The organism is Rhizobium sp. SL42 (genome assembly GCF_021729845.1).
In the GTDB taxonomy this organism is placed as follows: Bacteria; Pseudomonadota; Alphaproteobacteria; order Rhizobiales; family Rhizobiaceae; genus Allorhizobium.
On record NZ_CP063397.1, the window covers coordinates 3,215,834 to 3,238,345 of the forward strand.

A 22,512-nucleotide genomic window follows, 5' to 3' on the forward strand; every position below is an offset into this window, starting at 1 on the left:
TTGGCGTCAACCAAAGAGTGGTTGCGGGAGCGCCGTAGTCTTCGACAATATGCTCGCCCGCGTCGATGGACGGGTCTACTGCAATCTCGGCAATTGGTATCGGGCGCTGGCTCTCCTGCCCGGCTTCTCCATCAACCGCGCCCATACGGAATGAACTGATGGGGTGGATGCCCCCGTATGATGCCTGCCGGAGGGGGCATCCATCCCATCAGTTCAGTTCGACGTGCATCCTACGGAAGACAGTCCCGCCCAGAAGGCCGCTAATTTGATGAAGAAATGGGCCAGATATTCGCCCCAAGACACGTGCTTGCACACACCTCGTCGTGTGCCCCTTCATTCATCATTTGCGCGATGCCAGGAATTCGAAGAGGCGCGCCACGGCCTCCGCCCCCGGATCATTGTTCCCTTCGAGTTGTCGCGCATTGACATAGGCTGCGCGTCCGGCCTTGGCTCGGCTCATTCCAGCGGTTCCGTCCGCCCCCTTTCGAGCGGCACTGGCGGCCTGCGAAAAGCCGTCGTTCAGACTGTCGAGTGCCGGCGCGAGGGCATCCACCATTGTGCGGTCGCCGACCTTGGCCCCACCAATTTCCTGCATTCGGCCAAGCCCTGCCTTCAACGCTTCGCGAATCGGCAAACCGCTCGAGGCCCCGTCACCGGCTGCTGCAAAGAAGATCGCGAGCAAGACGCCAGAGGAACCGCCCATGGTCTGGCTGAGTTCGAGACCGATCGCCCGCAGCAACTGCGTGTGATCGGAAAGCGGCAGGCGATCCATCGCGCTGATCAGCGCCCGTGCGGCGCCCGCAAGCGTCGAACCGGTATCTCCGTCGCCTGATTTTGCATCGAGAGCATTCAGCGTCTGCTCCGCGGCAATCATGACTTCACAGCAATCAACCAGAAAGTCGCGCGTCGGTTTGTGGTTTGATGGAAGAGGCATGATCGGCGTCAGCCCGTCGGAAAGACCCATGACCCTAACCGGGTCGACCGTGGCAAGGCCGGGCCATGCGGACGGACCCACAGGCATTGCAAGGCATGCAAGATCCTCGTCGTCAGCCGGATAAAGCGAGATCGAGAAGCCACGCATGTCGAGTGACGTCATCATGGCTGCTGGGCCGACAACGTGACTTACGTGAGAACCGATCTCCGATCGAATGAGTTCATGTGTCAGAACCGACATTTCGAGAATGGATGTGCCGCCAAGATTGTTGATCAGCGCCACATGGTTCCGCTCACCGACTGCGGCCTTGAGCTTCCCGGCGACGGCCGCCATCGCCGATTGCGCGCCAGAATAATGAACCTGCTCGACACCAGCCTCGCCATGGATACCAAGGCCAAGTTCCGCCATGCCCTTCGGGATACGATCCTCCTTCGGCGAGCCCGGTACGGTGCAGGTGTCGAGCGACATGCCGATGCTGCGGGTGCCCGAAATGACGCGGCGGGCGGCTGCGGTGACCGTGTCGAGATCGGCGCCGTTTTCGGCAAGCGCACCGGCAATCTTGTGGACGAAGAGCGTGCCTGCGACACCTCGGGCCTGGGGCAGGTCCGGCAGGGCGATGTCGTCGTCGACGATGACAATGTTGACGTTGAGCCCGAAGGCGCGGGCCCGTTCCGCAGCGAGACCGAAATTGAGGCGGTCGCCGGTATAGTTCTTGACGATCAGCAGGCAACCGGCCGGGCCGGTGACGGCGAGGATGCCGGCGAGCACCGCATCGACGCTTGGCGAGGCAAAGACATCGCCACAGACGGCGGCAGTCAGCATGCCCGCGCCGACGAAGCCGGCATGGGCCGGTTCATGGCCGGAACCACCGCCGGAGACCAGGGCGACCTTCGAGCGGTCCCAATCGGCGCGCACGACGACGCGGATATGCGGGTAACCATCGAGCCTTGCGAGCGGCACGGCGGAGGTCGCGAGCAGGCCCTCGACCGCCTCGATGACCACGTCTTCCCGTTTGTTGATGAACTGTGCCATTGGAAAAACTCCTTCAAGCGAGACGCAGACCGTCGGCGTCGAAATAAAGCGGGTTGCTGGGCTCGATCTTGACGATGTCGCCATCGCGCAAGGCCGTGTGGGGTTCCGTGACCGTGACAAGGCTCAAGCCCCGAAACGACAGGTGCAGGCGGGTCTGGTCGCCCAACCGCTCGACCCGGTGCACGAGGCTCTCCTCGCCTGCCCCCTGGCGGATATGCTCGGGCCTGAGGCCCATGGAAACGGCGCGCGGCGGGGCTCCAGGGAAAGCATCGGCGGGGAGGATATTGATCCGTGGCTGGCCGAGGCGGGCGGCGGCATAGATGCTGACCGGCTGTTCATAGACCTCACGCGGCGAGCCGAACTGGACGAGGCGGCCGTGATGCAGAACGCCGACATGGGTCGCCATGGTCATGGCCTCGACCTGGTCATGGGTGACGTAAAGCAGCGTCGCGCCAAGATTGGCCTGGATATTCTTCAGTTCGATGCGCAGGTCCGCCCGGAGCTTGGCGTCGAGAGAGCTCAAGGGTTCGTCCATCAGATAGATCTGCGGATTGCGTACCAAAGCGCGGCCGATCGAGACGCGCTGCATCTCGCCGCCGGAGAGTGCTGTTGCCTTGTTGTCGAGCTTGTGGCCGATCTGCAGGATATCGGCGATGGCTTTGACCTTGCTGTCGATCTCGTCCTTCGGCGTCTTGAGCAGCGGCGATTTGAGCGGGAATTCCAGGTTTTCGCGCACCGTCAGATGCGGGTAGAGCGAATATTGCTGGAAGACCATGGCGACGTTGCGTTCGGCCGGAGTGAGGCCCTGCGTGGGGCGCCCGTCGATCAGGATCTCGCCGCTGTCGGGGCGCTCAAGCCCGGAAATCAGCCGCAGCGTCGTCGTTTTGCCGGCGCCGGTCGGGCCCAGCAGCACGACGAAGGAACCGTCCGGCACGGTCATCGAGACATTGTCGAGGGCGACATGATTGCCGAAGCGCTTGGTGACATTGTGAAGGGTGATCTCAGCCATGACGCAGCACTCCCTCATTGCCGGCCGACAGCAAAGCATGGCCGCGTTCGCCGGCAAAGACCGTCAGCGTTCGGCTGTCGAATTCGAGACCGACGGTCTCGCCGGCCTTCACCGGGACAGCGGATGAGATGCGGGCCTTGATGTCGCCATTGGCGGTCTTCAGCGTGACGATCTGGGTCGTGCCGAGGTATTCGGTGGCGATGACCCGGCCGCGATAGGGCGAGGCGTCGGAAAACCTGATGTGTTCGGGGCGCACCCCGAGCGTCAGCCGGCCTTCGGCGCCCTGGCGCAACACGGGAATGGCGAAGCGATGGCCATCAAGGGTGACGTGATCGCTGCCGATGCCGACCATGCCGTCGAAGTCGAGAAAATTCATCGAGGGCGAGCCGATGAAATTGGCGACGAAGCGGGTGGCCGGCCAGTCGTAGATCTGCTGCGGCAAGCCGAACTGCTCGACGACACCATGATTCATGACGACGATCTTGTCGCCCATCTGCATGGCCTCCAGCTGGTCGTGGGTGACGTAGACGGTGGTGGCGCCCATGCGGTCGTGAAGCGCCCGCAATTCTTCCGCCATGTGCTCGCGGAACTCGGCATCCAGTGCGCCGAGCGGCTCGTCCATGAAGAAGGCCTTGGGCCGGCGGACAATGGCGCGGCCGAGCGCCACCCGCTGGCGGTCGCCACCGGAGAGGCCACCGACCGGCTTGTCGAGGATGTCCTCGATCTTGAGGATGCGGGCGACCTCCTCGACGCGGGTCCTGACCTCGGTCTTCGGCACGCCCTGGCTCAAGAGCGGATAGGAGATGTTGCGGCGGACATTCATGTGCGGATAGAGCGCGAACATCTGGAAGACGAAGGCGATGTCGCGCTGGCTTGCCGGCTTCATGCCGACCTCCTCGCCATCGATATAGATCTCGCCGCTGGTCGGCAGTTCCAGCCCCGCCATCATGCGCAAGGTGGTGGTCTTGCCGCAGCCGGAAGGGCCGAGCAGCATGAAGAACTCGCCATCCTCGATTGTGAAGCTGGAGGACTGGACAGCGGTGAAGCTGCCGAATTCCTTGCGCACGTTTTCAATACGGATCTGCGCCATGATTACTCCGGGAAATGGCTGACGATGATGAACATCACGGTTCCGATCAGCGTCACGAGAAAAGACCAGGAATAGAGGACAAGCGCGAAAGGCTGCATCATCATGACCACGCCGAGCGCGATCAGCGCCGACGCGAGCAATTCCCATTCGTTGCGCCGGAAGTGGCGCAGGCCCTGCAAGAACCGGCTCATTTGCGCACCGCTCCAAAGGTGATCCCGCGCAGGAGGTGTTTGCGCAACAGGATCGTGAAGACGACGACCGGGATGAGGAAGAGCGTGGCGCCGGCGGCAACCGCCGGCCAGTCCTGGCCGCTCACCCCGATGATGGTGGGGATGAAGGGCGGCGCGGTCTGGGCGGTGCCGGAGGTCAGGAGCACGGCGAAGGCATATTCGTTCCAGGCGAAAATCAGGCAGAAGATCGCGGTCGAAGCGATGCCGGTGACGGCCTGGGGCAAAACCACCTTGTAGAAGGCCTGGAAGCGGGTGTAGCCGTCGATCAACGCCGCCTCCTCGTATTCGATCGGGATCTCGTCGATGAAGCCTTTGAGCAGCCAGACCGAGAGCGAGAGATTGACCGCCGTATAGAGGAGGATCATGCCGAGATGCGTGTCGCTCAAGCCTAGCTGGCGGTACATCAGGAAGATCGGGATGGCGACGGCGATCGGCGGCATCATCCGGGTAGACAGAATAAAGAACAGGAGATCATCCTTGAACGGCACCTTGAAGCGCGAGAAGGCGTAGGCTGCTGCCGTACCCAGCACGATGCAGAGGAAGGTGGATCCGAAGCCAATGACCACCGAATTGGTGAAGCGCTCGCCGAAGCGCGAGGGGCCGGCGATGATCAGGCCGTCCTTGCGCACCAGCGCCTCATACCAGGTCTTCGGCTCGCCGAGTGCCTGAAGATCAGCATCGGAGACGCGGGTGCGGGTGGTGAAGAGGTTCACATAGCCTTCCAGCGTCGGCTGGAAGAGAACTTTCGGCGGATAGGCTATCGAATCCGACGGACTCTTGAAGCCGGTCGTGATGATCCAGATCAGCGGCATGATGGTGACGACGGCGTAGAAGATCACGAGGATGCCGGCGAACCACTTCTGCCGCACGGAGGGTTCGGTGACGGAATAGCTCATCGTTCTTTCACCTTGTTCAGCGCCTTCACATAGATCGAGGCGAGGCCGAAGACCGTGACGAAAAGGATGACCGCATAAGCCGAGGCATAACCTGTGCGCCACTTCTCGAAGGCCTCGCGCTTGAGGTTGATCGAGGTGAGTTCGGTAACCGAGCCCGGGCCACCTCCGGTCAGCTGCACGACGAGGTCGAACATCTTGAAGTTCTCGATGCCGCGAAACAGGATGGCCAGCATCAGGAAGGGCAGGACGAGCGGAATGGTGATGGTCCAGAACTGACGCCATTTGCTGGCGCGGTCACATTCGGCGGCTTCATAGATACTGTCGGGGATCGAGCGCAGACCGGCGAGGCAGATCAGCATGACGAAGGGCGTCCACATCCAGGTGTCGACGATGATGATCGCCCAGGGGGCGAGCGAGACATCGCCGATCATCGAAAAGGCTGATGGGTCGATGCCGGTGAAGAAGCTGACGACATAATTGAACAGACCGATCTGCGGCTGGTAGAGGAATGTCCAGAAATTGCCGACCACGGCGGGGCTGAGCATCATCGGCAGCACGATGATCGTCGTCCAGAGATCATTGCCGCGGAACTTCTTGTTGATCAGATAGGCGAGCGAAAAGCCGATCAGCACCTGAAGCGCGATGGTCCAGAGCAGAAAATGCGCGGTCGCCTGCATGGTCAGCCAGATGTCGCCATCGGTCAGGATGCGGGCATAGTTGCGCAAACCGACGAATTCCGGCACCTCGTTGGGGCGATTGACGCGGAAATTGGTGAAACTCAGCCGGACCGTCCAGATCAGCGGAAAGATGTTGATCGCGAGCAGCAGCACGATCGAGGGCGTGACGAAGAGCCAGGCGATGGCACGGTCCGAGAGACCGGAGAGGCGTTTCGCCACAGGCGGGGGCGTCGCGCGGGCGATGCGGTCGATGGCAGTGTCGGACATGGGTTTCCCCCAGAGATATCAGTTGCATCCGGCAGGGCCGGCCGATCAGACGACCTGCCCTGCGATTGCATCTTGTCCGCCATAAGCGGATCGAGGCTCTTTGGATCAGATCTTGCCTTCGTCCTCGAAGACTTCGGTCCAGTCCTTGACTAGCCCGTCCATCGCTTCCTTGGCGGTACCCTGGCCGGCCACAACATAATCGTGGAAGCGCTTCTGGGAGGCCTGCAGCAGCGAGGCATAGGACGGCTCGGCCCAGAAGTCCTTCACGATCGCCATGGAATCGAGGAAGGTCTGCGCATAGGGCTGGCTGGTGGCAAAGCCCGGATCCTCGACGACGGAGCGCAGGGCGGAATAGCCGCCGAGCGACCACCACTTGTTCTGGATTTCCGGCTGAGCGAACCATTTGATGTATTCGAGCGCCGCATCCTGCTTGGAGGAGGCTGCGACCACCGAGATGCCCTGCCCGCCGAGCTGGGCGAACTGCTTGCCGTCGGGGCCCGCCGGATTGGGAAAGTAGCCCGACTTGTCGCCGCCGACATTGGCGTCGGCATGGATGCCCGGCCAGATGAAGGCGAAGTTCATCTGCAGCGCCACCTGGCCGGACTTATAGGCGTCGATGTTCTCGGACATGTAGGTGTCTGAAGAGCCGGGCGGCGTGCAGCAGTCGTAGAGCGCCTTGTAGTATTCGAGGCCGGCGATCGACTGCGCAGAGTTGACGAAGCCTTCGAGATCATAGGGCTTGTCGGGGTTTTCATACTGGAAGCCGAAGGAATAGAGCACGTCCATGGCGCCCATGGTGATGCCTTCCGAGCCGCGCTCGGTATAGATCGCGGCGCCATAGACCTTCTTGCCATCGATATCGCGTCCCTGGAAGAACTCGGCGATATCCTTGAGTTCGGCAAAGGTCTTCGGGACGGCCAGATCACGGCCGTATTTCGTCTTGAATTCGGCCTGCAGTTCGGGACGCGAGAACCAGTCCTTGCGATAGGTCCAGCCGACGACATCGCCGAAGGCCGGCAGCGCCCAGTAGTTCGGTGAATTCTTCGGCCATTCGGCATAACCGACGACGGTCGCCGGGATGAAGTCCTCCATCTTGATCCCTTCCTTGGCGAAGAAATCATTGAGCTTCACATATTGGCCGTTCTCGGCCGCACCACCGATCCACTGGCTGTCGCCGATCATCAGATCGCAGAGCTTGCCGCCGGAATTGAGCTCGTTGAGCATGCGGTCGGCGAAATTCGGCCAGGGCACGAATTCGAATTTCATCTTGTGGCCGGACTTGGCCTCAAAATCCTTTGATAGTTCGACCAAGGCATTGGCCGGGTCCCAGGCGGCCCAGCATAGGGTCAGGTCCTCGGCCTTGGCAGCCCCTGCGCCGGACAGGCTGGCCCAGATCAGGGCGCCGGCTGCGACTGTCGACTTCAGGAATGCGGATGTCATGACGTTCTCCTCCCAAAACGATGTCCCGACCTCCATCGGCACACCTGCAACGCCCCTCCAGGGCAAAAAATGCAATGCGAAATCCCATGGGATCCGAGGCCTTCCCTCCCCGATCCGATGGCGTCGACGGCATACGCAAACCATGTGCGGCCGCTCTCCTCGACACTGCATATCGTATAATTGAGGTGCGCACCTCAACGCAAGTTAATTTTGAGGTGCGCACCTCAATTTCTTGCTTTTGGTTTGAATTTGTTGGAAAAGTCTTTCGTAGACGTCACGCACAGCCATTTGAAAGGCCTCATGAGACCCACCGCCAAAGACCTCGCGGAAGCCGCAGGCGTCAGCCTTGCCACGGTCGATCGCGTGCTGAACGATCGCCCGAATGTGAGCGAAAAGGCGGCACGCCTCGTGAACGAGGCGATCGGCCGGATCGGCTTCGTGCGCAATCCGGCAGCGGTGAACCTGGCGCGTAACAGGACCTATCGCTTCCGCTTCGTGCTGCCGCTTGCCGGCGACCAGTATCTGCAGGAACTGATGGCCCAGGTCGCGGAAGCGCGCGAGGCGCTGCACGGTGACCTCACCGATATCGATGTGGCGCAACTGCCGGTCAGCGATCCGCATGCCCTGGCGAAATATCTCTCCGCCCTCGATCCCGAGCAGGTCGACGGCGTCGCAATCATGGCTCCGGAATCGCCGCAGGTGCGCGATGCCATGGCCCGCCTGATCGAGCGCGGCATCAAGGTGGTGCAGTTCCTCTCCGGCCAGGAGAAGCTGCCGACGGCGGATTTCGTCGGCGTCGACAATTTTGCCGCCGGGGCCACGGCTGGCAAGATCGTCGGGCGTTTCCTGGGAAACAGGACGGGCAAGATCATGGTCGTCGCGGATACCATGATGGCACAGGACAGTATCGAGCGCCGGCTTGGGTTCGACAGCATAGTCAACCAGCAGTTTCCAAATCTCGTCTCCTTGCCGTCACTGGAAACCTATGGTGACGAAAGACGGGCGCGACTGGTCATCCGCCGACTTCTCGAGAATCATCCGGATGTCCGGGCGGTCTATGTCCTGAGTTCAGAGGCGCGTGTACCCTTGATCGCGATCGAGGAGGTCCAGGATCCGCGCGCATTGACGATCGTGGTCCACGAACGAACCCCCTTCAATGAGGGGGCGCTGAAGGATGACCGGATTGACGCGATCATCGCCCAGGATCCGAGCCACGCCGTGAGAAGTGCCATCCGCATCATGCGTGCCAGGCTTGAGCAGCGGGAGTTGATCGCATCGCAGGAAAAGATCCGTATCGAGGTTCTGCTGAAGGAAAACCTTTGAGGCGACGATACATGCCCCCGACGACGAAAGCGCGGCCACCATCAGGATGCTTCGGGGGATAGATTCGCACGTCTTCTTGCTACTTCCAAACCTGCCTCTCGCCTGTAACACTCTCAGGCTATTTTACAACGGATCCAAGGCCCTAGCCGTAGAAAATCAGCATATGCAGCTCCTTCTCTGCCTACCTAAATGGAAATATCGCCCCTGTTACGCCGAGGCGGCATTTGATCTATGTATCGTTGGCTGCGGAGCTCTGATGGCATGGAGACTTGTACTCGATGTAGAACCTCGACAGGTTAGCGCGGTCAATGCCGCCGCGACTGATGGGGGTTTTGGATACTAGGCCACCGTGCGCACGATGCCAATTGCGCACCAGGCGACGTAGCAAGCTGCGTTGTCGGTTATGCCACGTGCAACAACAATGTGCCGATCTCCATGCCAAACACTTTGCGCCGGGCCGTAGATGTTGACGCTCACCTCGAAGATGAACGCGACAGAGACAATGCGCCCACTGCGCCTTGACACCTTGAGTTAGCTATCATCGACCCAGAGATTGGCCCCCATGGGCTGTCGAGAAAGGTCTTCACCTTGCCGTCCATTTCCTCGCCGGGCCGAGACACTTTGCTCTAGGAAATGCCTTAGCTGTCCTAGGTCTTGCCTCTGTCATCGACGGATCGAGATGATACTCGCCAAGTCTAGCCCGTAGCGCCGATGTGCAACACATCGTTTTGTATTGAACGGCAAAAGCCAAGTTGTAAGCGTACTGCCGGTTTGTACGCACGACACCGTTCAGCCCAACTGGCCGGCCCAGGGCCCGTGATGGATATCCTTTCCGTCTGTCCTTTCGAAGCCATGGGCGCCGAAGAAGTCGCGCTGGGCCTGGATGAGGTTGGCGGTGCCGCGGCCGCGGCGGTAGGTATCGAAATACGCAAGCGCCGAGGAGAGTGCCGGAACCGGCAGGCCGGACAGGGCGGCGTGCGACACGACCCGGCGCAGCGCGCCGTCGGTTTCCTTGACCATGGCCGAGAAGGCCGGTGTGATGACGAGATTGGCAACGCCGGGATCCCTGGTGAAGGCCGAGGTGATTTCATCGAGGAATTGCGAGCGGATGATGCAGCCGGCGCGCCAGATGCGGGCGATCGTCGGCATGGGCAGCGACCAGCCGAACTTGGCCGAGGCGGCAGACATCACGGCAAAGCCTTGCGCATAGGCCGCGATCTTGGCGGCAAGCAGCGCGTTTTCCAGATCGGCGATGAAGGCGGCGCGGTCCTTCGGCGCGTCGGTGACGGCCGGCAGGCCAAACAGGGTTTCGGCGGCGAGGCGCTCCGAGCGCAGCGACGAGAGCACGCGGCCGGCGACTGCCGCCTCGATGCCGGTGGCCGCGACCGCAAGGTTCTGCGCCTCGATCGCCGACCACTTGCCGGTGCCCTTCTGGCCGGCGGAATCGACGATCACATCGACCATCGGCTTGCCGGTTTCCGGGTCGGTCGCCTTCAGCACCTTCTCGGTGATCTCGATCAGGTAGGAATTGAGGCGGCCCTTGTTCCAGGTGCCGAAGATCTCGCCGATCTCGGGCGCCGACAGGTTCAGGCCGTCGCGCAGGATGCCGTAGATCTCGGCGATCATCTGCATGTCGGCATATTCGATACCGTTGTGGATCGTCTTGACGAATTGGCCAGCGCCATCCGTGCCGAGCCAGGCGACGCAAGGCTCGTCATTGAAGCGGGCGGCAATCGAGGTCAGCACCGGCTCGACGCGCTTCCAGCTATCCTCCAAGCCGCCGACCATGATCGAGGGACCATGGCGCGCGCCCTCCTCACCGCCCGAGACCCCCATGCCGATGAAGGTGAAGTCGGTGCCGGCCAGACGCTCGAAGCGCGCGACCGTGTCGCGGAAATTGGCATTGCCGGCATCGATCATGATGTCGTTCTTCGCCAGATACGGCATGAGGGCCGCGATCTGCTGGTCGACCGCTTCGCCGGCCTTGATCATGATGATGATCGGCCGCGGCGGGCGGATGGCGGCGACAAATTCCTCGATCGTGTGGCAGCCAATGATCTGCCCGGCCAGATCGCCCGCCTCGCCAAGGAACTCGTCCGTGCGCGCCGGCGTGCGGTTGAACACCGCGATCCGATTGCCCTTCTCGGCAATGTTGAGGACGAGATTGGAGCCCATGACCCCGAGACCGATCAGGCCGATTTCCGCTTGCTGCATGTCACTTCCCTATCGTCTATTGCGTGATCAGAACGCGAGCTGAACCTTCATCGACTGCGTCCGGTCGCCCGCCACCTCGAAGGCGCGGACCGCATCTTCCAGCGGATAGGTGCCGGTCAGAAGCGGTGCGAGATCGACGCGGCGCCGGTTGATCAGATCGACCGCAAGGCCGAACTCCTCGTGGAAGCGGAAGGTGCCCTTGAGTTCGATCTCCTTGGCCACCACCATGTTCTGCGGGAAGGAGATATCGCCGCCGAGGCCAAGCTGGACCAGGGTCGATTGCGGCCGCAGGGCTTCGAGGCCCGAGCGCATGGCGCGCTCATTGCCGGAGGCCTCGAACTGCACATCGAAATAGCCCTTGTTGGCGGTATAGTCCGAAAGCCGCTCCGGGTTCTCGGCGCTGTTGATCACCCGGTCCGCGCCGACCTGCAGCGCCTTCTTCAGCACCGGATCCATCACGTCCGTGGCGACGATCTCGCGTGCGCCATGGGCGCGTGCTGCAATGATCGCGAGCGCCCCGATCGGCCCGCAGCCGGTGACCAGCACGCGCTTGTTGGTCAAGGGCCCTGCCCGCTTCACCGCATGCAGCGTCACCGCAAAGGGTTCCGCCATCGCCGCCTCGTTGATCGAGAGGCCGTCATCGACCGGGTGGCACTGCGAAGCGTCCGCGACCAGGCGCTGGCGGAACGCCCCCTGGATATGCGGCATGGGCATGGCCGAGCCATAGAAGCGCATGTTGAAGCAATGGTTCTGCTTGCCTTCCAGGCAGTAGTCACAGGCATTGCAGGGCCGGCTCGGGGACACAGCCACACGGTCGCCGATTTCCAGATGCGAGACGCCGGCGCCGAGCGCCTTGATCGTGCCGGCCACTTCATGGCCGAGGATCATCGGCTCGCGGATCCGGACCGTGCCGAAGCCGCCGTGATTGTAGTAGTGCAGATCCGAGCCGCAGATGCCGCCGGCCTCGATCGCGACCTCCACCTGGCCGGGGCCGAGCGCCTCGACCGCGCGCTCTTCGATGCGCAGATCCTTTGCCGCATGAATGACGATGGCTTTCATGGCAAGGCTCCTCACAGCACCGGGGTCGGCAGGGCGGCGCCGGCAAAATGGGCGGCGAGATTGTCGCGCACCAGCTTGCCCATTGCCTTGCGGGTTTCGATCGTACCAGAAGCGTGATGCGGCTGGACCAGCACATTCTCAAGCGCCAGGAAGCGCGGATCGAGCTTCGGTTCGCCTTCGAAGACATCAAGCGCGGCTGAGCCGAGCGTGCCCTTCTCCAGCGCCTCCAGCAGGGCTGCCTCGTCAATGTTCGACGCGCGCGAGATGTTGATCAGCATGCCTTCCGGACCGAGCGCCTCGATCACTTGGCGGCCGACGATGTGGCGCGTGTCGGGAGAAGCCGCCAGCGTCACGAAGAGGAAGTCGGCATGGCGGGCAAGCTCTACCGGATCGGCGATATAGGTCATACCCTCCGCATAGGGTTTTGCCGAGACGTCGCTATAGGCGATGTCCATGTCGAACCCCTTCAGGCGCTTGGCCACTTCATAGCCGATGCGACCGAGGCCGAGCACGCCGGCCTTGCGACCCCAGACGCGGCGCTTCAGCGGATAGAGGCCCTTGGCCGCCCAGCTGCCGTCACGCACCCAGGTCTCGGCGCCGATCATGCCGCGCGACTGCACCAGCATCATCGCAACCCCGAGATCGGCCACGTCATTGGTCAGAACATCAGGCGTATTGGTGACGCGGACGCCGCGGGCACGAGCCGCCTCCAGATTGACCGCATCGAAGCCGACGCCGTAGACCGAGATGATCTCCAGCTTGGGCAGCGCTGCGATCAGCTCGGCCGAGGCACCCAGCTCGCCGCGCGTGGCAATCGCCCGGATCTTGTCCGCATGGCTGCGGATGAAGGCGTCGCGGTCGCTTGCCTCATACAGTTTGTGGACCGTGTAATGGGCTTCCAGCTCGACCATATCCCATTCCGGATAGGGCCCGACCAGAAGGAGTTCGGGCTTGCTCATGGTGTCCTCCGATTGTTGTGTTCAGCTCGTCTTTCGCTTGCGCAGCGCAAGCACCGTCATGGCCCGTCCAACGATGGCTTCGAGCGGTTGATTGATGTCGATCGTCACGACGTCGGCTTCCGCCTGGGGCAATTCCAGCGTCGCAAGCTGGCTGTCGAGCAGCGACAGCGGCATGTAGTCGTGGTTGCGCCCGGCCATGCGCGCCGCCAGCAGCGTCCGGTCTCCCTGCAGGAAGACGAAGGTCACCGGCTGGCCGGCCAACTCCCGCAGCCGATCGCGATAGGCGCGCTTCAGCGCCGAGCAGGAAACCACCACCGGCCGGGAACCTTGCGGCCCGACCGACAGCAATTGACCGATCCTGTCGAGCCAGGGCCAGCGGTCCTGATCGTCAAGCGGCGTGCCGAGCCGCATCTTGCGCACATTCTCCGGTGGATGCAGGCTGTCGCCCTCGACGAAGGCGGCATCGAGATAATCGCCAAGCCTTGCCCCGACCGACGACTTGCCGCAGCCGGACACGCCCATGACCACGATCGGGCCGGGCGAATAGGCCGGGCCGGAGACTGCCTCGTCAGAGACTGCCACTTCAGAGACTAATGGTGATGCCGCCGTCGACATAAAGCGTGTGTCCATTCACGAAGGAGGAAGCATTCGACGAGAGGAACACGGCCGCACCGACCAGTTCCTCGACATCACCCCAGCGACCGGCCGGCGTGCGCTTCTCCAGCCAGGCGGAGAATTCCGGATTGTCGACCAGCGCCTGATTGAGCGGCGTCTTGAAATAGCCCGGCGCGATCGCATTGACCTGCAGGCCGTGCTTGGCCCAGTCGGTCGACATGCCGCGCGTCAGGTTCTTCACCGCCCCCTTGGTCGCCGTGTAGGGCGCGATGCCGGGACGGGCGAGTTCGCTCTGCACCGAGGCAATGTTGACGATCTTGCCGCGACCGCGTGCGATCATGTGGCGGGCCACCGCCTGGCCGACATAGAACACGCTCGACACATTCGTCTTCAAAAGCTGCTCCCAGCGATCGGCCGGAAAGTCTTCCAGAGGCGAACGAAACTGCATGCCGGCATTGTTGATCAGGATATCGATCGGACCGATCCCCGCCTCGATCGCGGCAACACCCGCCTTGACCGCCTCGCCATCCGTCACGTCGAAATCGCTGGCAGAGGCCTCACAGCCCGCATCCCGCAGCGACTTTACCGCCGCATCCAGCTTTACCCGATCACGGCCATTCAGCACCACCTCGGCACCATGCGCGGCCAAACCCTCGGCAAGCGCAAAGCCAATGCCCTGCGACGAACCCGTGATCAGGGCACGACGACCCGTCAGGTCAAATAATGGACTGGTCATATCGACATCTCCTCCTGTGTGGTCGAGCCTTCTTCTTGAAGGCTCGACGCCGATTGCTCAACCGTCAGGCTTCGACCGTGAGGCCCTTTGCCTCGAGGACTGCTTCGAGCTTGGAGACTTCGATGACCGATTTTCCGGCCTTGTAGTCGGCGATATATTCGGCTTCCGCATCTTCGCGGGCCTGGGAAAGAGCCGCCACTTCGGCTGCTTCCTCGCGTCGCACGACGACCAGGCCATCGGCATCGCCGACGATCAGATCGCCCGGATGCACAATCTCGCCGCCGATGACGATCGTATCATTCGTCGAGGTCAGCGTTTCCTTGACCGTTCCCTTGATGCACAGGCTGAGCGAAAAGACCGGGAAGCCGAGATCGCGCAGCTGCAGGCTGTCGCGCACGCCGCTATCCGTCACCAAGCCGCCGATGCCCTTCGCAAGGCAGGCATTGGCGAGCACGTCGCCGAAAGATCCCGCTTCTTCATATTCGCCGCCGGAGACGACGATGATGTCGCCAGCTTGCGCATAATTGATCGCGAGCTGCAGCATGATGTTGTCACGCGGGGCGCAACGCACGGTGAAGGCCGGGCCGCAAAGCTTCATGCGGTAGTCGACCGGCTTGATGCGGGATGACAAGGCGCCACGGCGACCCTGCGCTTCGTGAATGGTGGCAGGCGAAAACTTCGCCAAAGCCTCGACGTCTGCCTTTGCCGGACGGACAGGGATCTTCTTGATATGGGCCATGTTTCCTCGCAGGTTATCGTTCGGGCGGGCATGCCTGCCCGCCACGTTGGTTTCGTTGATGTCCGGAACCCGCCTCAGAGGCGGCGGTCAGCGCCGATCAGGGGATCGGATCGAACTTCAGTTCGGAAAGCGGCACGACCTTGTCGGTGCGGGTCATCTTGTATTCGGTGTTCGGGCCAAGCCACTTGTCCCAGATCTGGTTGAGTTCGCCCGAAGTATCGAGCTTGCGCAGGACTTCGTTGATCTTGGCGGTCAGGGCCGGCTGGTCCTTGGCCATGCCAATGCCGATTGGCTGGTAGAGCATGGGCTCGGGGATCATCCGCATTTCCTTGCCCTTGATCTTGGACTCGTTGACGAGCTTGGTGGTCGTCATCGTGTTGGCGACCATACCGCGCGCCTTGCCCTGCTGGACGGCGAGATAGGCGGAAGCTGTGTCCTGGAAGGTCAGCGGCTCGGACTTGTTGAGCTTGATCGACATTTCCGACGTCGAGCCCTTGGTCGAGGCGACGCGCTGGCCGACATAGTCGGACTTCGACTTTCCGGCATCGTCAGCCGGCACGATCAGCATTTCCTTGGCGAGGTAGTAGGGATCGGAGAACTGGATCTGCTCCGCACGGCTCTGGGTGTAAGCGAGGTTGGCGACGGTGATGTCGACGCGGCCGAGCTTGACTTCCGGCACGCGGGCTTCGACGGAAACCGGCTTCACCTCAGCCTTGACGCCGAGTTCGCGGGCGATGGCATTGCACAGATCAACGTCGAAGCCGACCATTTCACGGGTGTTCACGTCCGGTGCGGCAAAGGGCGGCACGTCGGCGAAGGTGGCGCAACGCAGGGTCTTGTTGGCCTCGATATCGGCGAGGGTATCGGCTTTCGCGACGGTTGCGAGGGCTGATGCGGCAAGCAGGCTGCCGAGGATGATGGACTTGCACTTCACGACTGTTCTCCTTGATTTATTGTCAGGCATTCTGTGTTCGAGCCGTGCCGAGAGAGATCACGGGCATGGCTCTCCTGCCTGGCCCGCAGGGGCCAGGAGAATTCTGTTCTAACCGCAGCCTTCAGTGCCGCAGGTCTGAAAGAAAACGCTGCGCGCGCGGGTGCTGGGGATTGGTGAAGAAATCTTCCGGCGTCGCGGTTTCGATGATCTCGCCGGCATCGATGAACCAGACATGGTCGGCGACTTCACGGGCGAAACCCATTTCATGGGTCACGCACATCATCGTCATACCGTCGGCAGCCAGCGATTTCATCACGGCCAGAACCTCGCCCACCATTTCCGGGTCCAGCGCCGAGGTCGGCTCATCGAAGAGCATGACCGGCGGCTCCATGGCAAGCGCACGGGCAATCGCCACGCGCTGCTGCTGGCCACCCGAAAGCTGGGCGGGATAGGCATTCGCCTTTTCCGCCAGACCGACACGGGCGAGCAAGCGCAGCGCCTTGTCATGCGCTTCGGCCGGATTCACACCCTTCACCTTGACAGGAGACATGGCAACATTCTCGACCACCGACAGATGCGGAAAGAGATTGAAGTTCTGAAAGACGAAACCGATGCGGCTGCGCAAGCGGTTCAGCTCGCGGGTCTTCATCGGCGCATGGATATCCTGGCCTTCGAGGAGGATCGAGCCGGCGCTGATCTCTTCAAGCCTGTTGACGGTCCGGATCAGCGTCGACTTTCCCGAACCCGAGGGGCCGCAGATGACGACCACCTCGCCGCGGGAGACATTGGCGTTGATGCCCTTCAGCACCTCGAAATCGCCATAGGCCTTCCTGACATTGGAAATCTGGATCGCGTGATCGGTCGCGGTGGAAACGGACGTGGCGGTCATGGCATCGGCTCCACTACACTGGAAGTAAAGGGTTGGACGTCGTCGCGGCGCTTTACGCTGAGACCTGCACGCCGGCGTGTGATGCGGCGTTCGACGACATTGGTCAGCCAGGTCAGCGACCAGCACAGGACGTAATATGTCAAGGCCAGGATCAGGAAGACCTGGAATGGCTGCGTCAGGAGCTGGTTGTTCACCTGGCTTGCGGCGAAGGTCAGATCCGGGACATTGATGACGTAACCGAGCGTGGTGTCCTTGATCGTCGCGACGAAGGTCGACAGCATGCTCGGGATCATGTTGTACAGCGCCTGCGGCAGGATCACGTAACGCATCGCGCCGAAATACCCGTGACCGAGCGCCCGCGCCGCATCCATCTGGCCCTGGCCGAGCGCAATAATCCCGGCACGGACGATCTCGCTCAGGAAGGCGCCCTGGTAGACGACGAGAGTCACCAGCATGATCCCGAAGCTCGGCACATCCACACCCGTCAGCATCGGCACCAGGAAGTAGCACCACAGGATCAGCATCAGCAGCGGCACGCCGCGCGTGACATAGACCAGGACCGTGATCGGCCAGCGCAGGATCCGGAAACGGGAGAGCCGGGCGAAGGCGAACAGGATGGCGACCGGAAAGGCAAACAGGATAGCCAGCGCCGACAGGATCAGCGTGTTGGCAAGGCCGCCGAGGGGACCATTCGGATATTGCCCGATCAGCAGGAGCAGGCCGTACTGGTCGAGGATGGCGAACATGTCCTGGATCATCGTGCACCCCCGTTTGCCGGGTCGGCACGCCAGCAGAGATATGCTCCGACCCACATGATGACCAGCGAGATCGCCAGATAGATCACGGTGCCGATGAGATAGATTTCGAAGGTGCGGAAGCTGAGATTTTCGACTTCCTTGATCGCATGGGTAAGCTCGGGCGCACCGATTACCAGCGCCAGACTGCTGTTCTTGAACAGCGACACACTGTGGTTGACGAGGGCAGGCAGCGCATTGCGGATGCCTTGCGGCGCCACGACATAACGCATTGCCGAGAGGTAACCGTGACCAAGCGCCTGGGCTGCCTCCATCTGGCCGGGGCCGACAGACCGCAGGCCGGAGCGCATGTCTTCACTGAAATAAGCGGCCTGACAAAGACCGAGCCCCAGCACGGCAAACACCATTTCCGCCGAATTATAGGCGAGCCAGTCTGAAACGGCCGTGGGCAGGATGGTGTAGATGCCAAAATACCAGAGCATCAGCTGCACCAGCGTCGGCACATTGCGGTGATAGGAGACGTAGGCCGCGACCACACGGTGGCCGACTGGGCCCGGCGAAAATCGGATCGCCAGGAGGACGAGAGCCAGCGTCATTGCCAGCAGCCACGAGCCGATGGCGATGATGAAGGTCATCTCAAGCCCATGCAGAAGCATGGAGACGTATTCCGGATTGGCCAGAATTACGCCGAGATCGAAACCATTCACGAGCGCCCCTCCCCGGATGGAGATTGCGGCTTGGCGGTCTGGAGGCCGCCCATGACCTGCAGGGTCGGCGTGATTTCCATATGGCCGATATTCACGGCGACGGGCGCTGCGATCGCAAAGGCGATGGCATCGGCGATGTCAGAGGCCTGCGGCAGTTCGAAACCATCGAGGAAACGCTCGCGCACCGAGGGATCATCGCCATGGACATGATTGAAGATATCGGTCGCCACGCGGCCGGGGCAGATTTCAGTCACGCGGACACGCTTGCCGAAGGTATCGATGCGCAGCTGATTGGACAGCATGGCAATACCGGCCTTGGTGGCATGATAGGTGGAGTTGCCACCGAAATTGTAGTTGCCGGCAATCGAGGAAATGTTGACGACATGACCGCGATCGCGGGCAGCCATGCCGGGAACGATCATGCGGCAAAGATGCAGAACGGCACGCAGGTTGACGTCGATCAGCAGATCGATGTCGCCATCCTCCGCCTCGAGAAACTTTTTCGGCCGGTCCACGCCGGCATTGTTGACGAGAATGTCGAACTCAACGCGGCTGGCCAGTTCAGCCAGCGCCTGGCGATCCGTCACGTCGATGGCATGGGGAATACAGCCGGTCCGCGCCGCCAGTGCTTCGAGAGCCGCCTCATTGCGGGCGACAACATGGACGTCGATATTCTCCCGACGGAGCCGCTCGACGATCGCCGCGCCGATGCCGCCGGATCCTCCCGTCACGAGTGCTGTCTTGTAATCAGAGAAAGACATTATGTTCCCCTTGTTTGTGAAAGGAAGACTAGCGGAGCTTAACGCCTCTGCCTAAGACCGATTGAATCTGGATGGATAAAAAAGCCCTATGGAGCGTCCTGGTGGGCGTTTTTCTACAAGCAAAACAAGCATGTCCGCTTGCAGTATCTTTCTGAAAAACCGCTGCGCGGTCCATCAGTTAGGTGTTGCAATGCCGCGCCCGGCTTGCGACATTCCGCCAGCTGCAGGAGGAATGGAATTCCATGGATACAAGGCGTCTCAAGTCATTCATCGTGATCGTCGACACCGGCAGCATTACCCGCGCGGCCGATGTCCTGCACATTGCCCAGCCGGCACTGAGCCAGCAGCTTGCAGCCCTTGAGGATCATTTCCAGCAGAAGCTCCTGCTGCGCAGCCAGCAGGGCGTGACCATGACCGAGGCCGGTCGGGCGGTTTATCGGCACGCCCAGACAATTCTGCGGCAAATGGATCTGGCGCAGGCGGCCGTGAAGGCTGCCGGCGAAACGCTGGTCGGGCGCGTATCCGTGGGACTGGTTCCGTTCAGCAGCGCCGCGACACTCTCTGCCGACCTCCTGATCGAGACCCGCAAGCGCCATCCGGGCATTCTCCTGCACCTGACCGAAAGCGTTGGCCAGACCTATAGCCAGATGATCATGAATGGCCGGCTGGAAATGGCACTGATCCATGGCACCGGGCCGATCAAGGGCGTTCGTTTCGAACCCTTGCTGACGGAGGATTTCTACCTCGTCGCCCATCGCGATTTCGGCATCGAGGATGTCGATGCGCCTCTGCCGGTGGCAGCGCTCAGCGATGTGCCGCTGCTCATGCCGCCGCCCTATAATTTCGTCCGCCGCGCTGTCGACCTCGCCTTCAGCCGCGCCCGGCTGTCGCTGAATGTGGTGGCGGAGGTGGAGATTGTCAGGACCCTGGCAAGGGTGGTGAATACCGGAACCGGAGCGACCATCATGCCGAAGGCAATTGCCGAGCGGATCTTGAGCGAATCCTCCGAGCCGCTGGTCCTGCGCGCCATCACGCCCAAGATCGAAGAGACCTTGTCGCTCTGCGTTTCGGATCAGAGCGAACTGTCTGCTCCGGCATCGGCTGTGAAGGCGATCCTGCTGGAGCTGACAAGCAATCTGAAGGCGTAAGACGCAACCCGAGGAGCAGGCTGCGTCCCCCGCGTCCATCCGGCACGCTGCCACGCACCGGACGGACATTTTTCAATCAGCGCAGGTCTTCGCAGAACTGCTGGATACGATTGCAGGCTTCTTCAAGCTTATCCATGCTCGTGGCATAGGAAATGCGAATATACGGGCTCATGCCATAGGCCGCCCCCTGGACGGTCGTGACATGCTGCTCGTCCAGGAGCGCCAGGACAAAATCCGTATCCGTCTCAATCTTGCGTCCGCCCTTCGAGGTCTTGCCCAGAAGTCCGGCAATGTTCGGGAATACGTAGAAGGCCCCTTCCGGCTTGTGGCAACGGATGCCGTCGATCTCACTGAGGCGCTTGACCACGAAGTCGCGGCGCTGACGGTAGATTTCAGCCCGCTCCTTCAACAGGTCCTGCGGTCCGTCAAGCACTGCGGCGACCGCGGCCTGGGTGATGGTCGACGTGCCGCCGCTGTTCTGGCCGTTGACATTGCTGATCGCCTTGATGAGATCACGCGGACCGCCGCACCAGCCAAGACGCCAGCCGGTCATGGCATAGGCCTTGGATGCGCCATTGACAGTCAGGGTGCGGTCAAGAAGGCGCGGCTCCACTTCGGCGATGGTGCAGAATTCGAAGCCGTCATAGATCAGGTGCTCATACATGTCGTCGGTCATGATCCAGACATGCGGATGGCGCAGCATGACGTCGGCAATGGCCTTCATCTCCGCCCGCGAGCAGGCGGCACCGGTCGGGTTGTTCGGGAAGTTCAGGAAAAGCCATTTCGTCTTCGGCGTAATGACCTTGTCGAGGTCTTCGGCGCGCAGCTTGAAACCGTTGTTCTCAGGGCAATCGACCGGTACCGGCACGCCACCGGCAAACTTGACGATATCGGCATAGCTGATCCAGGACGGCGCCGGAATGACCACCTCGTCGCCCGGATTGCAGGTTGCCAGAACCGCATCGAAGATGATCTGCTTGCCACCGCCGGCAACGACGATCTGGTCGGCGGCATAGTCGAGATTGTTATCGCGCTTGAACTTGCGGCAGATGGCCTCACGCAGCTGAAGCGTGCCGTCCAGTGGCGGATACTTCGTCTCGCCGGCAAGCGCTGCGGCATGGCCAGCCTCGATCGCATTGGCAGGCGTGGGGAAATCCGGCTCGCCCGAAGACAGGCTGATGACCTTGATGCCCTGAGCAGCAAGGTCACGGGCGCGTTGTGTCATGGCGGCCGAGGCGGAAACGGAAACGTTCTTCAGGCGGTCTGCAATGGCGGGCATGGTCTTTGCTTTCGGTTACGGAATAGTCGGATCGAAACGTGGGATGATCAGCCGAGCAGCTGCGAAACGGGCACGATCTCGCCACCGGCGGCCGTGATTTCGGCACGCACGCGCTTGGCCAGCTCCAGCGAACCGGGCGTGTCGGAGTGGACGAGGATGGAGCGGGCAGCCATTGGAATGACCGTGCCGCAGATCGCTGTCACCGTGCCCTCGATCAGGAACTGCCGCACGCGCTGGCGCACGGCTGTTTCGTCCTTGACCAGATCGCCGGGCTGGCCGCGAGGCACCAGCGCACCGCTGGCCTGATAGGCCCGATCGGCGAGAAACAGGCTGAGCGTACGAAGTCCGGCGGCTTGGGCCGTATGCTCGATGATGCTGCCGGCCGTGCAGAAAACGATCAGCGCAGGATCGATGGTGCGGATCGCCTCCATCATGGCGGTCGAAAGTGCTTCGCTGCGATTGACCATGTTGCCCATTGCAGCGTGAAAGCTGACATGCGAGACGCGAACGCCTTCCACCTTGGCAATCGCGATCAGGGCGCCGAGCTGGTAGAGGAATTGCTGGCGCAGTTCCGCGTCGCTGAACGGCAGCTCGCGCCGGCCGAAGCCTTCGCGATCCGGCAAGCCGGGATGGGCGCCGACATCGACACCGCGCGCCTTGGCAAGCCGCACCATGTTCGTCATGATCGTCGGGTCGCCGGCGTGAAATCCGCAGGCGATATTGGTGGAGGAAACGAGATCCATCATCGCCTCGTCATCGCAGAGGCGATACGGGCCGAAGCCCTCTCCCATGTCCGAATTCAGATCGACCTTCATATCC

At 61.8% G+C, this 22,512-nt stretch carries 22 protein-coding genes; 2 read left to right on the forward strand and 20 right to left on the reverse strand.

Going from position 1 to position 22,512, the window contains the following annotated elements; translation table 11 throughout:
- Positions 1–340 precede the first annotated feature (340 nt).
- From IM739_RS15145 to IM739_RS15175, 7 genes are all read right to left on the reverse strand, one after another.
- Positions 341–1,966, reverse strand: a complete 1,626-nt coding sequence (locus IM739_RS15145) for a dihydroxyacetone kinase subunit DhaK (protein WP_237368529.1) — start codon at positions 1,964–1,966, stop codon at positions 341–343.
- A 13-nt stretch (positions 1,967–1,979) separates the two neighbouring features.
- A complete protein-coding gene (locus IM739_RS15150) occupies positions 1,980–2,975 on the reverse strand; it encodes an ABC transporter ATP-binding protein (RefSeq protein WP_237368530.1) in 996 nt (331 codons plus the stop codon).
- Positions 2,968–4,065: an ABC transporter ATP-binding protein gene (locus IM739_RS15155; RefSeq protein WP_237368531.1), complete on the reverse strand. Its 1,098-nt coding sequence runs from the start codon at positions 4,063–4,065 to the stop codon at positions 2,968–2,970. The genes IM739_RS15150 and IM739_RS15155 overlap by 8 nt, the downstream gene beginning before the upstream one ends.
- Positions 4,066–4,067: 2 nt before the next feature.
- Positions 4,068–4,256 carry a hypothetical protein gene (locus tag IM739_RS15160; protein ID WP_237368532.1) on the reverse strand — a complete coding sequence of 63 codons (189 nt, stop codon included), beginning with the start codon at positions 4,254–4,256 and terminating at the stop codon, positions 4,068–4,070.
- Complete coding sequence (locus IM739_RS15165; protein ID WP_237368533.1) at positions 4,253–5,191, reverse strand: carbohydrate ABC transporter permease; 939 nt, start codon at positions 5,189–5,191, stop codon at positions 4,253–4,255. Before IM739_RS15165 ends, IM739_RS15160 begins: the two co-directional genes overlap by 4 nt.
- Positions 5,188–6,135 carry a carbohydrate ABC transporter permease gene (locus tag IM739_RS15170; protein ID WP_237368534.1) on the reverse strand — a complete coding sequence of 316 codons (948 nt, stop codon included), beginning with the start codon at positions 6,133–6,135 and terminating at the stop codon, positions 5,188–5,190. Before IM739_RS15170 ends, IM739_RS15165 begins: the two co-directional genes overlap by 4 nt.
- A 105-nt stretch (positions 6,136–6,240) precedes the next feature.
- Complete coding sequence (locus IM739_RS15175) at positions 6,241–7,575, reverse strand: ABC transporter substrate-binding protein (RefSeq protein WP_237368535.1); 1,335 nt, start codon at positions 7,573–7,575, stop codon at positions 6,241–6,243.
- Positions 7,576–7,875: 300 nt separating this feature from the next.
- Here IM739_RS15175 and IM739_RS15180 point away from each other — a divergent pair, with 300 nt between their 5' ends.
- Positions 7,876–8,898, forward strand: a complete 1,023-nt coding sequence (locus IM739_RS15180; RefSeq protein ID WP_237368536.1) for a LacI family DNA-binding transcriptional regulator — start codon at positions 7,876–7,878, stop codon at positions 8,896–8,898.
- A gap of 789 nt (positions 8,899–9,687) precedes the next feature.
- Here IM739_RS15180 and gndA read toward each other — a convergent pair.
- From gndA to IM739_RS15235, 11 genes are all read right to left on the reverse strand, one after another.
- Positions 9,688–11,112, reverse strand: coding sequence for an NADP-dependent phosphogluconate dehydrogenase (gene gndA / locus IM739_RS15185; RefSeq protein ID WP_237368537.1), 1,425 nt, complete (start codon positions 11,110–11,112; stop codon positions 9,688–9,690).
- Between the two features lie 27 nt (positions 11,113–11,139).
- A complete protein-coding gene (locus tag IM739_RS15190; RefSeq protein ID WP_237368538.1) occupies positions 11,140–12,171 on the reverse strand; it encodes an L-idonate 5-dehydrogenase in 1,032 nt (343 codons plus the stop codon).
- An 11-nt stretch (positions 12,172–12,182) separates the two neighbouring features.
- Entirely contained in the window at positions 12,183–13,130 is a 948-nt protein-coding gene (locus IM739_RS15195; RefSeq protein WP_237368539.1) for a 2-hydroxyacid dehydrogenase, read from the reverse strand.
- Positions 13,131–13,151: 21 nt separating this feature from the next.
- Positions 13,152–13,652 (reverse strand): gluconokinase, encoded by a 501-nt coding sequence (locus tag IM739_RS15200; RefSeq protein WP_237371086.1) that lies wholly within the window; start codon positions 13,650–13,652, stop codon positions 13,152–13,154.
- A 61-nt stretch (positions 13,653–13,713) separates the two neighbouring features.
- Entirely contained in the window at positions 13,714–14,481 is a 768-nt protein-coding gene (locus IM739_RS15205) for an SDR family oxidoreductase (RefSeq protein ID WP_237368540.1), read from the reverse strand.
- Positions 14,482–14,545: 64 nt separating this feature from the next.
- Positions 14,546–15,220 carry a 4-carboxy-4-hydroxy-2-oxoadipate aldolase/oxaloacetate decarboxylase gene (locus IM739_RS15210; protein ID WP_237368541.1) on the reverse strand — a complete coding sequence of 225 codons (675 nt, stop codon included), beginning with the start codon at positions 15,218–15,220 and terminating at the stop codon, positions 14,546–14,548.
- A 97-nt stretch (positions 15,221–15,317) separates the two neighbouring features.
- Positions 15,318–16,154: an ABC transporter substrate-binding protein gene (locus IM739_RS15215; protein WP_237368542.1), complete on the reverse strand. Its 837-nt coding sequence runs from the start codon at positions 16,152–16,154 to the stop codon at positions 15,318–15,320.
- 121 nt (positions 16,155–16,275) lie between these two features.
- Positions 16,276–17,043: an amino acid ABC transporter ATP-binding protein gene (locus IM739_RS15220; RefSeq protein ID WP_237368543.1), complete on the reverse strand. Its 768-nt coding sequence runs from the start codon at positions 17,041–17,043 to the stop codon at positions 16,276–16,278.
- The gene (locus tag IM739_RS15225; protein WP_237368544.1) at positions 17,040–17,801 is read right to left on the reverse strand and encodes an amino acid ABC transporter permease; all 762 of its coding nucleotides are present in this window, start codon (positions 17,799–17,801) and stop codon (positions 17,040–17,042) included. The genes IM739_RS15220 and IM739_RS15225 overlap by 4 nt, the downstream gene beginning before the upstream one ends.
- Positions 17,798–18,505: an amino acid ABC transporter permease gene (locus IM739_RS15230; RefSeq protein ID WP_237368545.1), complete on the reverse strand. Its 708-nt coding sequence runs from the start codon at positions 18,503–18,505 to the stop codon at positions 17,798–17,800. The genes IM739_RS15225 and IM739_RS15230 overlap by 4 nt, the downstream gene beginning before the upstream one ends.
- On the reverse strand, positions 18,502–19,266 hold the full coding sequence (locus IM739_RS15235; protein WP_237368546.1) for an SDR family oxidoreductase: 765 nt from the start codon (positions 19,264–19,266) through the stop codon (positions 18,502–18,504). The genes IM739_RS15230 and IM739_RS15235 overlap by 4 nt, the downstream gene beginning before the upstream one ends.
- 242 nt (positions 19,267–19,508) lie before the next feature.
- On the opposite strand from IM739_RS15235, the gene nac reads away from it, so the two are divergent.
- Entirely contained in the window at positions 19,509–20,414 is a 906-nt protein-coding gene (gene nac, locus IM739_RS15240; RefSeq protein WP_237368547.1) for a nitrogen assimilation transcriptional regulator NAC, read from the forward strand.
- A gap of 76 nt (positions 20,415–20,490) precedes the next feature.
- Here the strand turns inward: nac and IM739_RS15245 are convergent, their stop codons facing one another.
- Positions 20,491–21,693, reverse strand: coding sequence for a pyridoxal phosphate-dependent aminotransferase (locus IM739_RS15245; protein WP_237368548.1), 1,203 nt, complete (start codon positions 21,691–21,693; stop codon positions 20,491–20,493).
- 47 nt (positions 21,694–21,740) lie between these two features.
- Positions 21,741–22,508, reverse strand: coding sequence for a LamB/YcsF family protein (locus tag IM739_RS15250; protein WP_237368549.1), 768 nt, complete (start codon positions 22,506–22,508; stop codon positions 21,741–21,743).
- Positions 22,509–22,512 lie beyond the last annotated feature (4 nt).

What these genes read in the sequence shown, in the direction of transcription:
- IM739_RS15145 (WP_237368529.1), bottom strand. Translation starts at nt 1,966, where the DNA reads ATGGCACAGTTCATCAACAAACGGGAAGACGTGGTCATCGAGGCGGTC.
- IM739_RS15150 (WP_237368530.1), bottom strand. Translation starts at nt 2,975, where the DNA reads ATGGCTGAGATCACCCTTCACAATGTCACCAAGCGCTTCGGCAATCAT.
- IM739_RS15155 (WP_237368531.1), bottom strand. Translation starts at nt 4,065, where the DNA reads ATGGCGCAGATCCGTATTGAAAACGTGCGCAAGGAATTCGGCAGCTTC.
- IM739_RS15160 (WP_237368532.1), bottom strand. Translation starts at nt 4,256, where the DNA reads ATGAGCCGGTTCTTGCAGGGCCTGCGCCACTTCCGGCGCAACGAATGG.
- IM739_RS15165 (WP_237368533.1), bottom strand. Translation starts at nt 5,191, where the DNA reads ATGAGCTATTCCGTCACCGAACCCTCCGTGCGGCAGAAGTGGTTCGCC.
- IM739_RS15170 (WP_237368534.1), bottom strand. Translation starts at nt 6,135, where the DNA reads ATGTCCGACACTGCCATCGACCGCATCGCCCGCGCGACGCCCCCGCCT.
- IM739_RS15175 (WP_237368535.1), bottom strand. Translation starts at nt 7,575, where the DNA reads ATGACATCCGCATTCCTGAAGTCGACAGTCGCAGCCGGCGCCCTGATC.
- IM739_RS15180 (WP_237368536.1), top strand. Translation starts at nt 7,876, where the DNA reads ATGAGACCCACCGCCAAAGACCTCGCGGAAGCCGCAGGCGTCAGCCTT.
- gndA (WP_237368537.1), bottom strand. Translation starts at nt 11,112, where the DNA reads ATGCAGCAAGCGGAAATCGGCCTGATCGGTCTCGGGGTCATGGGCTCC.
- IM739_RS15190 (WP_237368538.1), bottom strand. Translation starts at nt 12,171, where the DNA reads ATGAAAGCCATCGTCATTCATGCGGCAAAGGATCTGCGCATCGAAGAG.
- IM739_RS15195 (WP_237368539.1), bottom strand. Translation starts at nt 13,130, where the DNA reads ATGAGCAAGCCCGAACTCCTTCTGGTCGGGCCCTATCCGGAATGGGAT.
- IM739_RS15200 (WP_237371086.1), bottom strand. Translation starts at nt 13,652, where the DNA reads ATGGGCGTGTCCGGCTGCGGCAAGTCGTCGGTCGGGGCAAGGCTTGGC.
- IM739_RS15205 (WP_237368540.1), bottom strand. Translation starts at nt 14,481, where the DNA reads ATGACCAGTCCATTATTTGACCTGACGGGTCGTCGTGCCCTGATCACG.
- IM739_RS15210 (WP_237368541.1), bottom strand. Translation starts at nt 15,220, where the DNA reads ATGGCCCATATCAAGAAGATCCCTGTCCGTCCGGCAAAGGCAGACGTC.
- IM739_RS15220 (WP_237368543.1), bottom strand. Translation starts at nt 17,043, where the DNA reads ATGACCGCCACGTCCGTTTCCACCGCGACCGATCACGCGATCCAGATT.
- IM739_RS15225 (WP_237368544.1), bottom strand. Translation starts at nt 17,801, where the DNA reads ATGATCCAGGACATGTTCGCCATCCTCGACCAGTACGGCCTGCTCCTG.
- IM739_RS15235 (WP_237368546.1), bottom strand. Translation starts at nt 19,266, where the DNA reads ATGTCTTTCTCTGATTACAAGACAGCACTCGTGACGGGAGGATCCGGC.
- nac (WP_237368547.1), top strand. Translation starts at nt 19,509, where the DNA reads ATGGATACAAGGCGTCTCAAGTCATTCATCGTGATCGTCGACACCGGC.
- IM739_RS15245 (WP_237368548.1), bottom strand. Translation starts at nt 21,693, where the DNA reads ATGCCCGCCATTGCAGACCGCCTGAAGAACGTTTCCGTTTCCGCCTCG.
- IM739_RS15250 (WP_237368549.1), bottom strand. Translation starts at nt 22,508, where the DNA reads ATGAAGGTCGATCTGAATTCGGACATGGGAGAGGGCTTCGGCCCGTAT.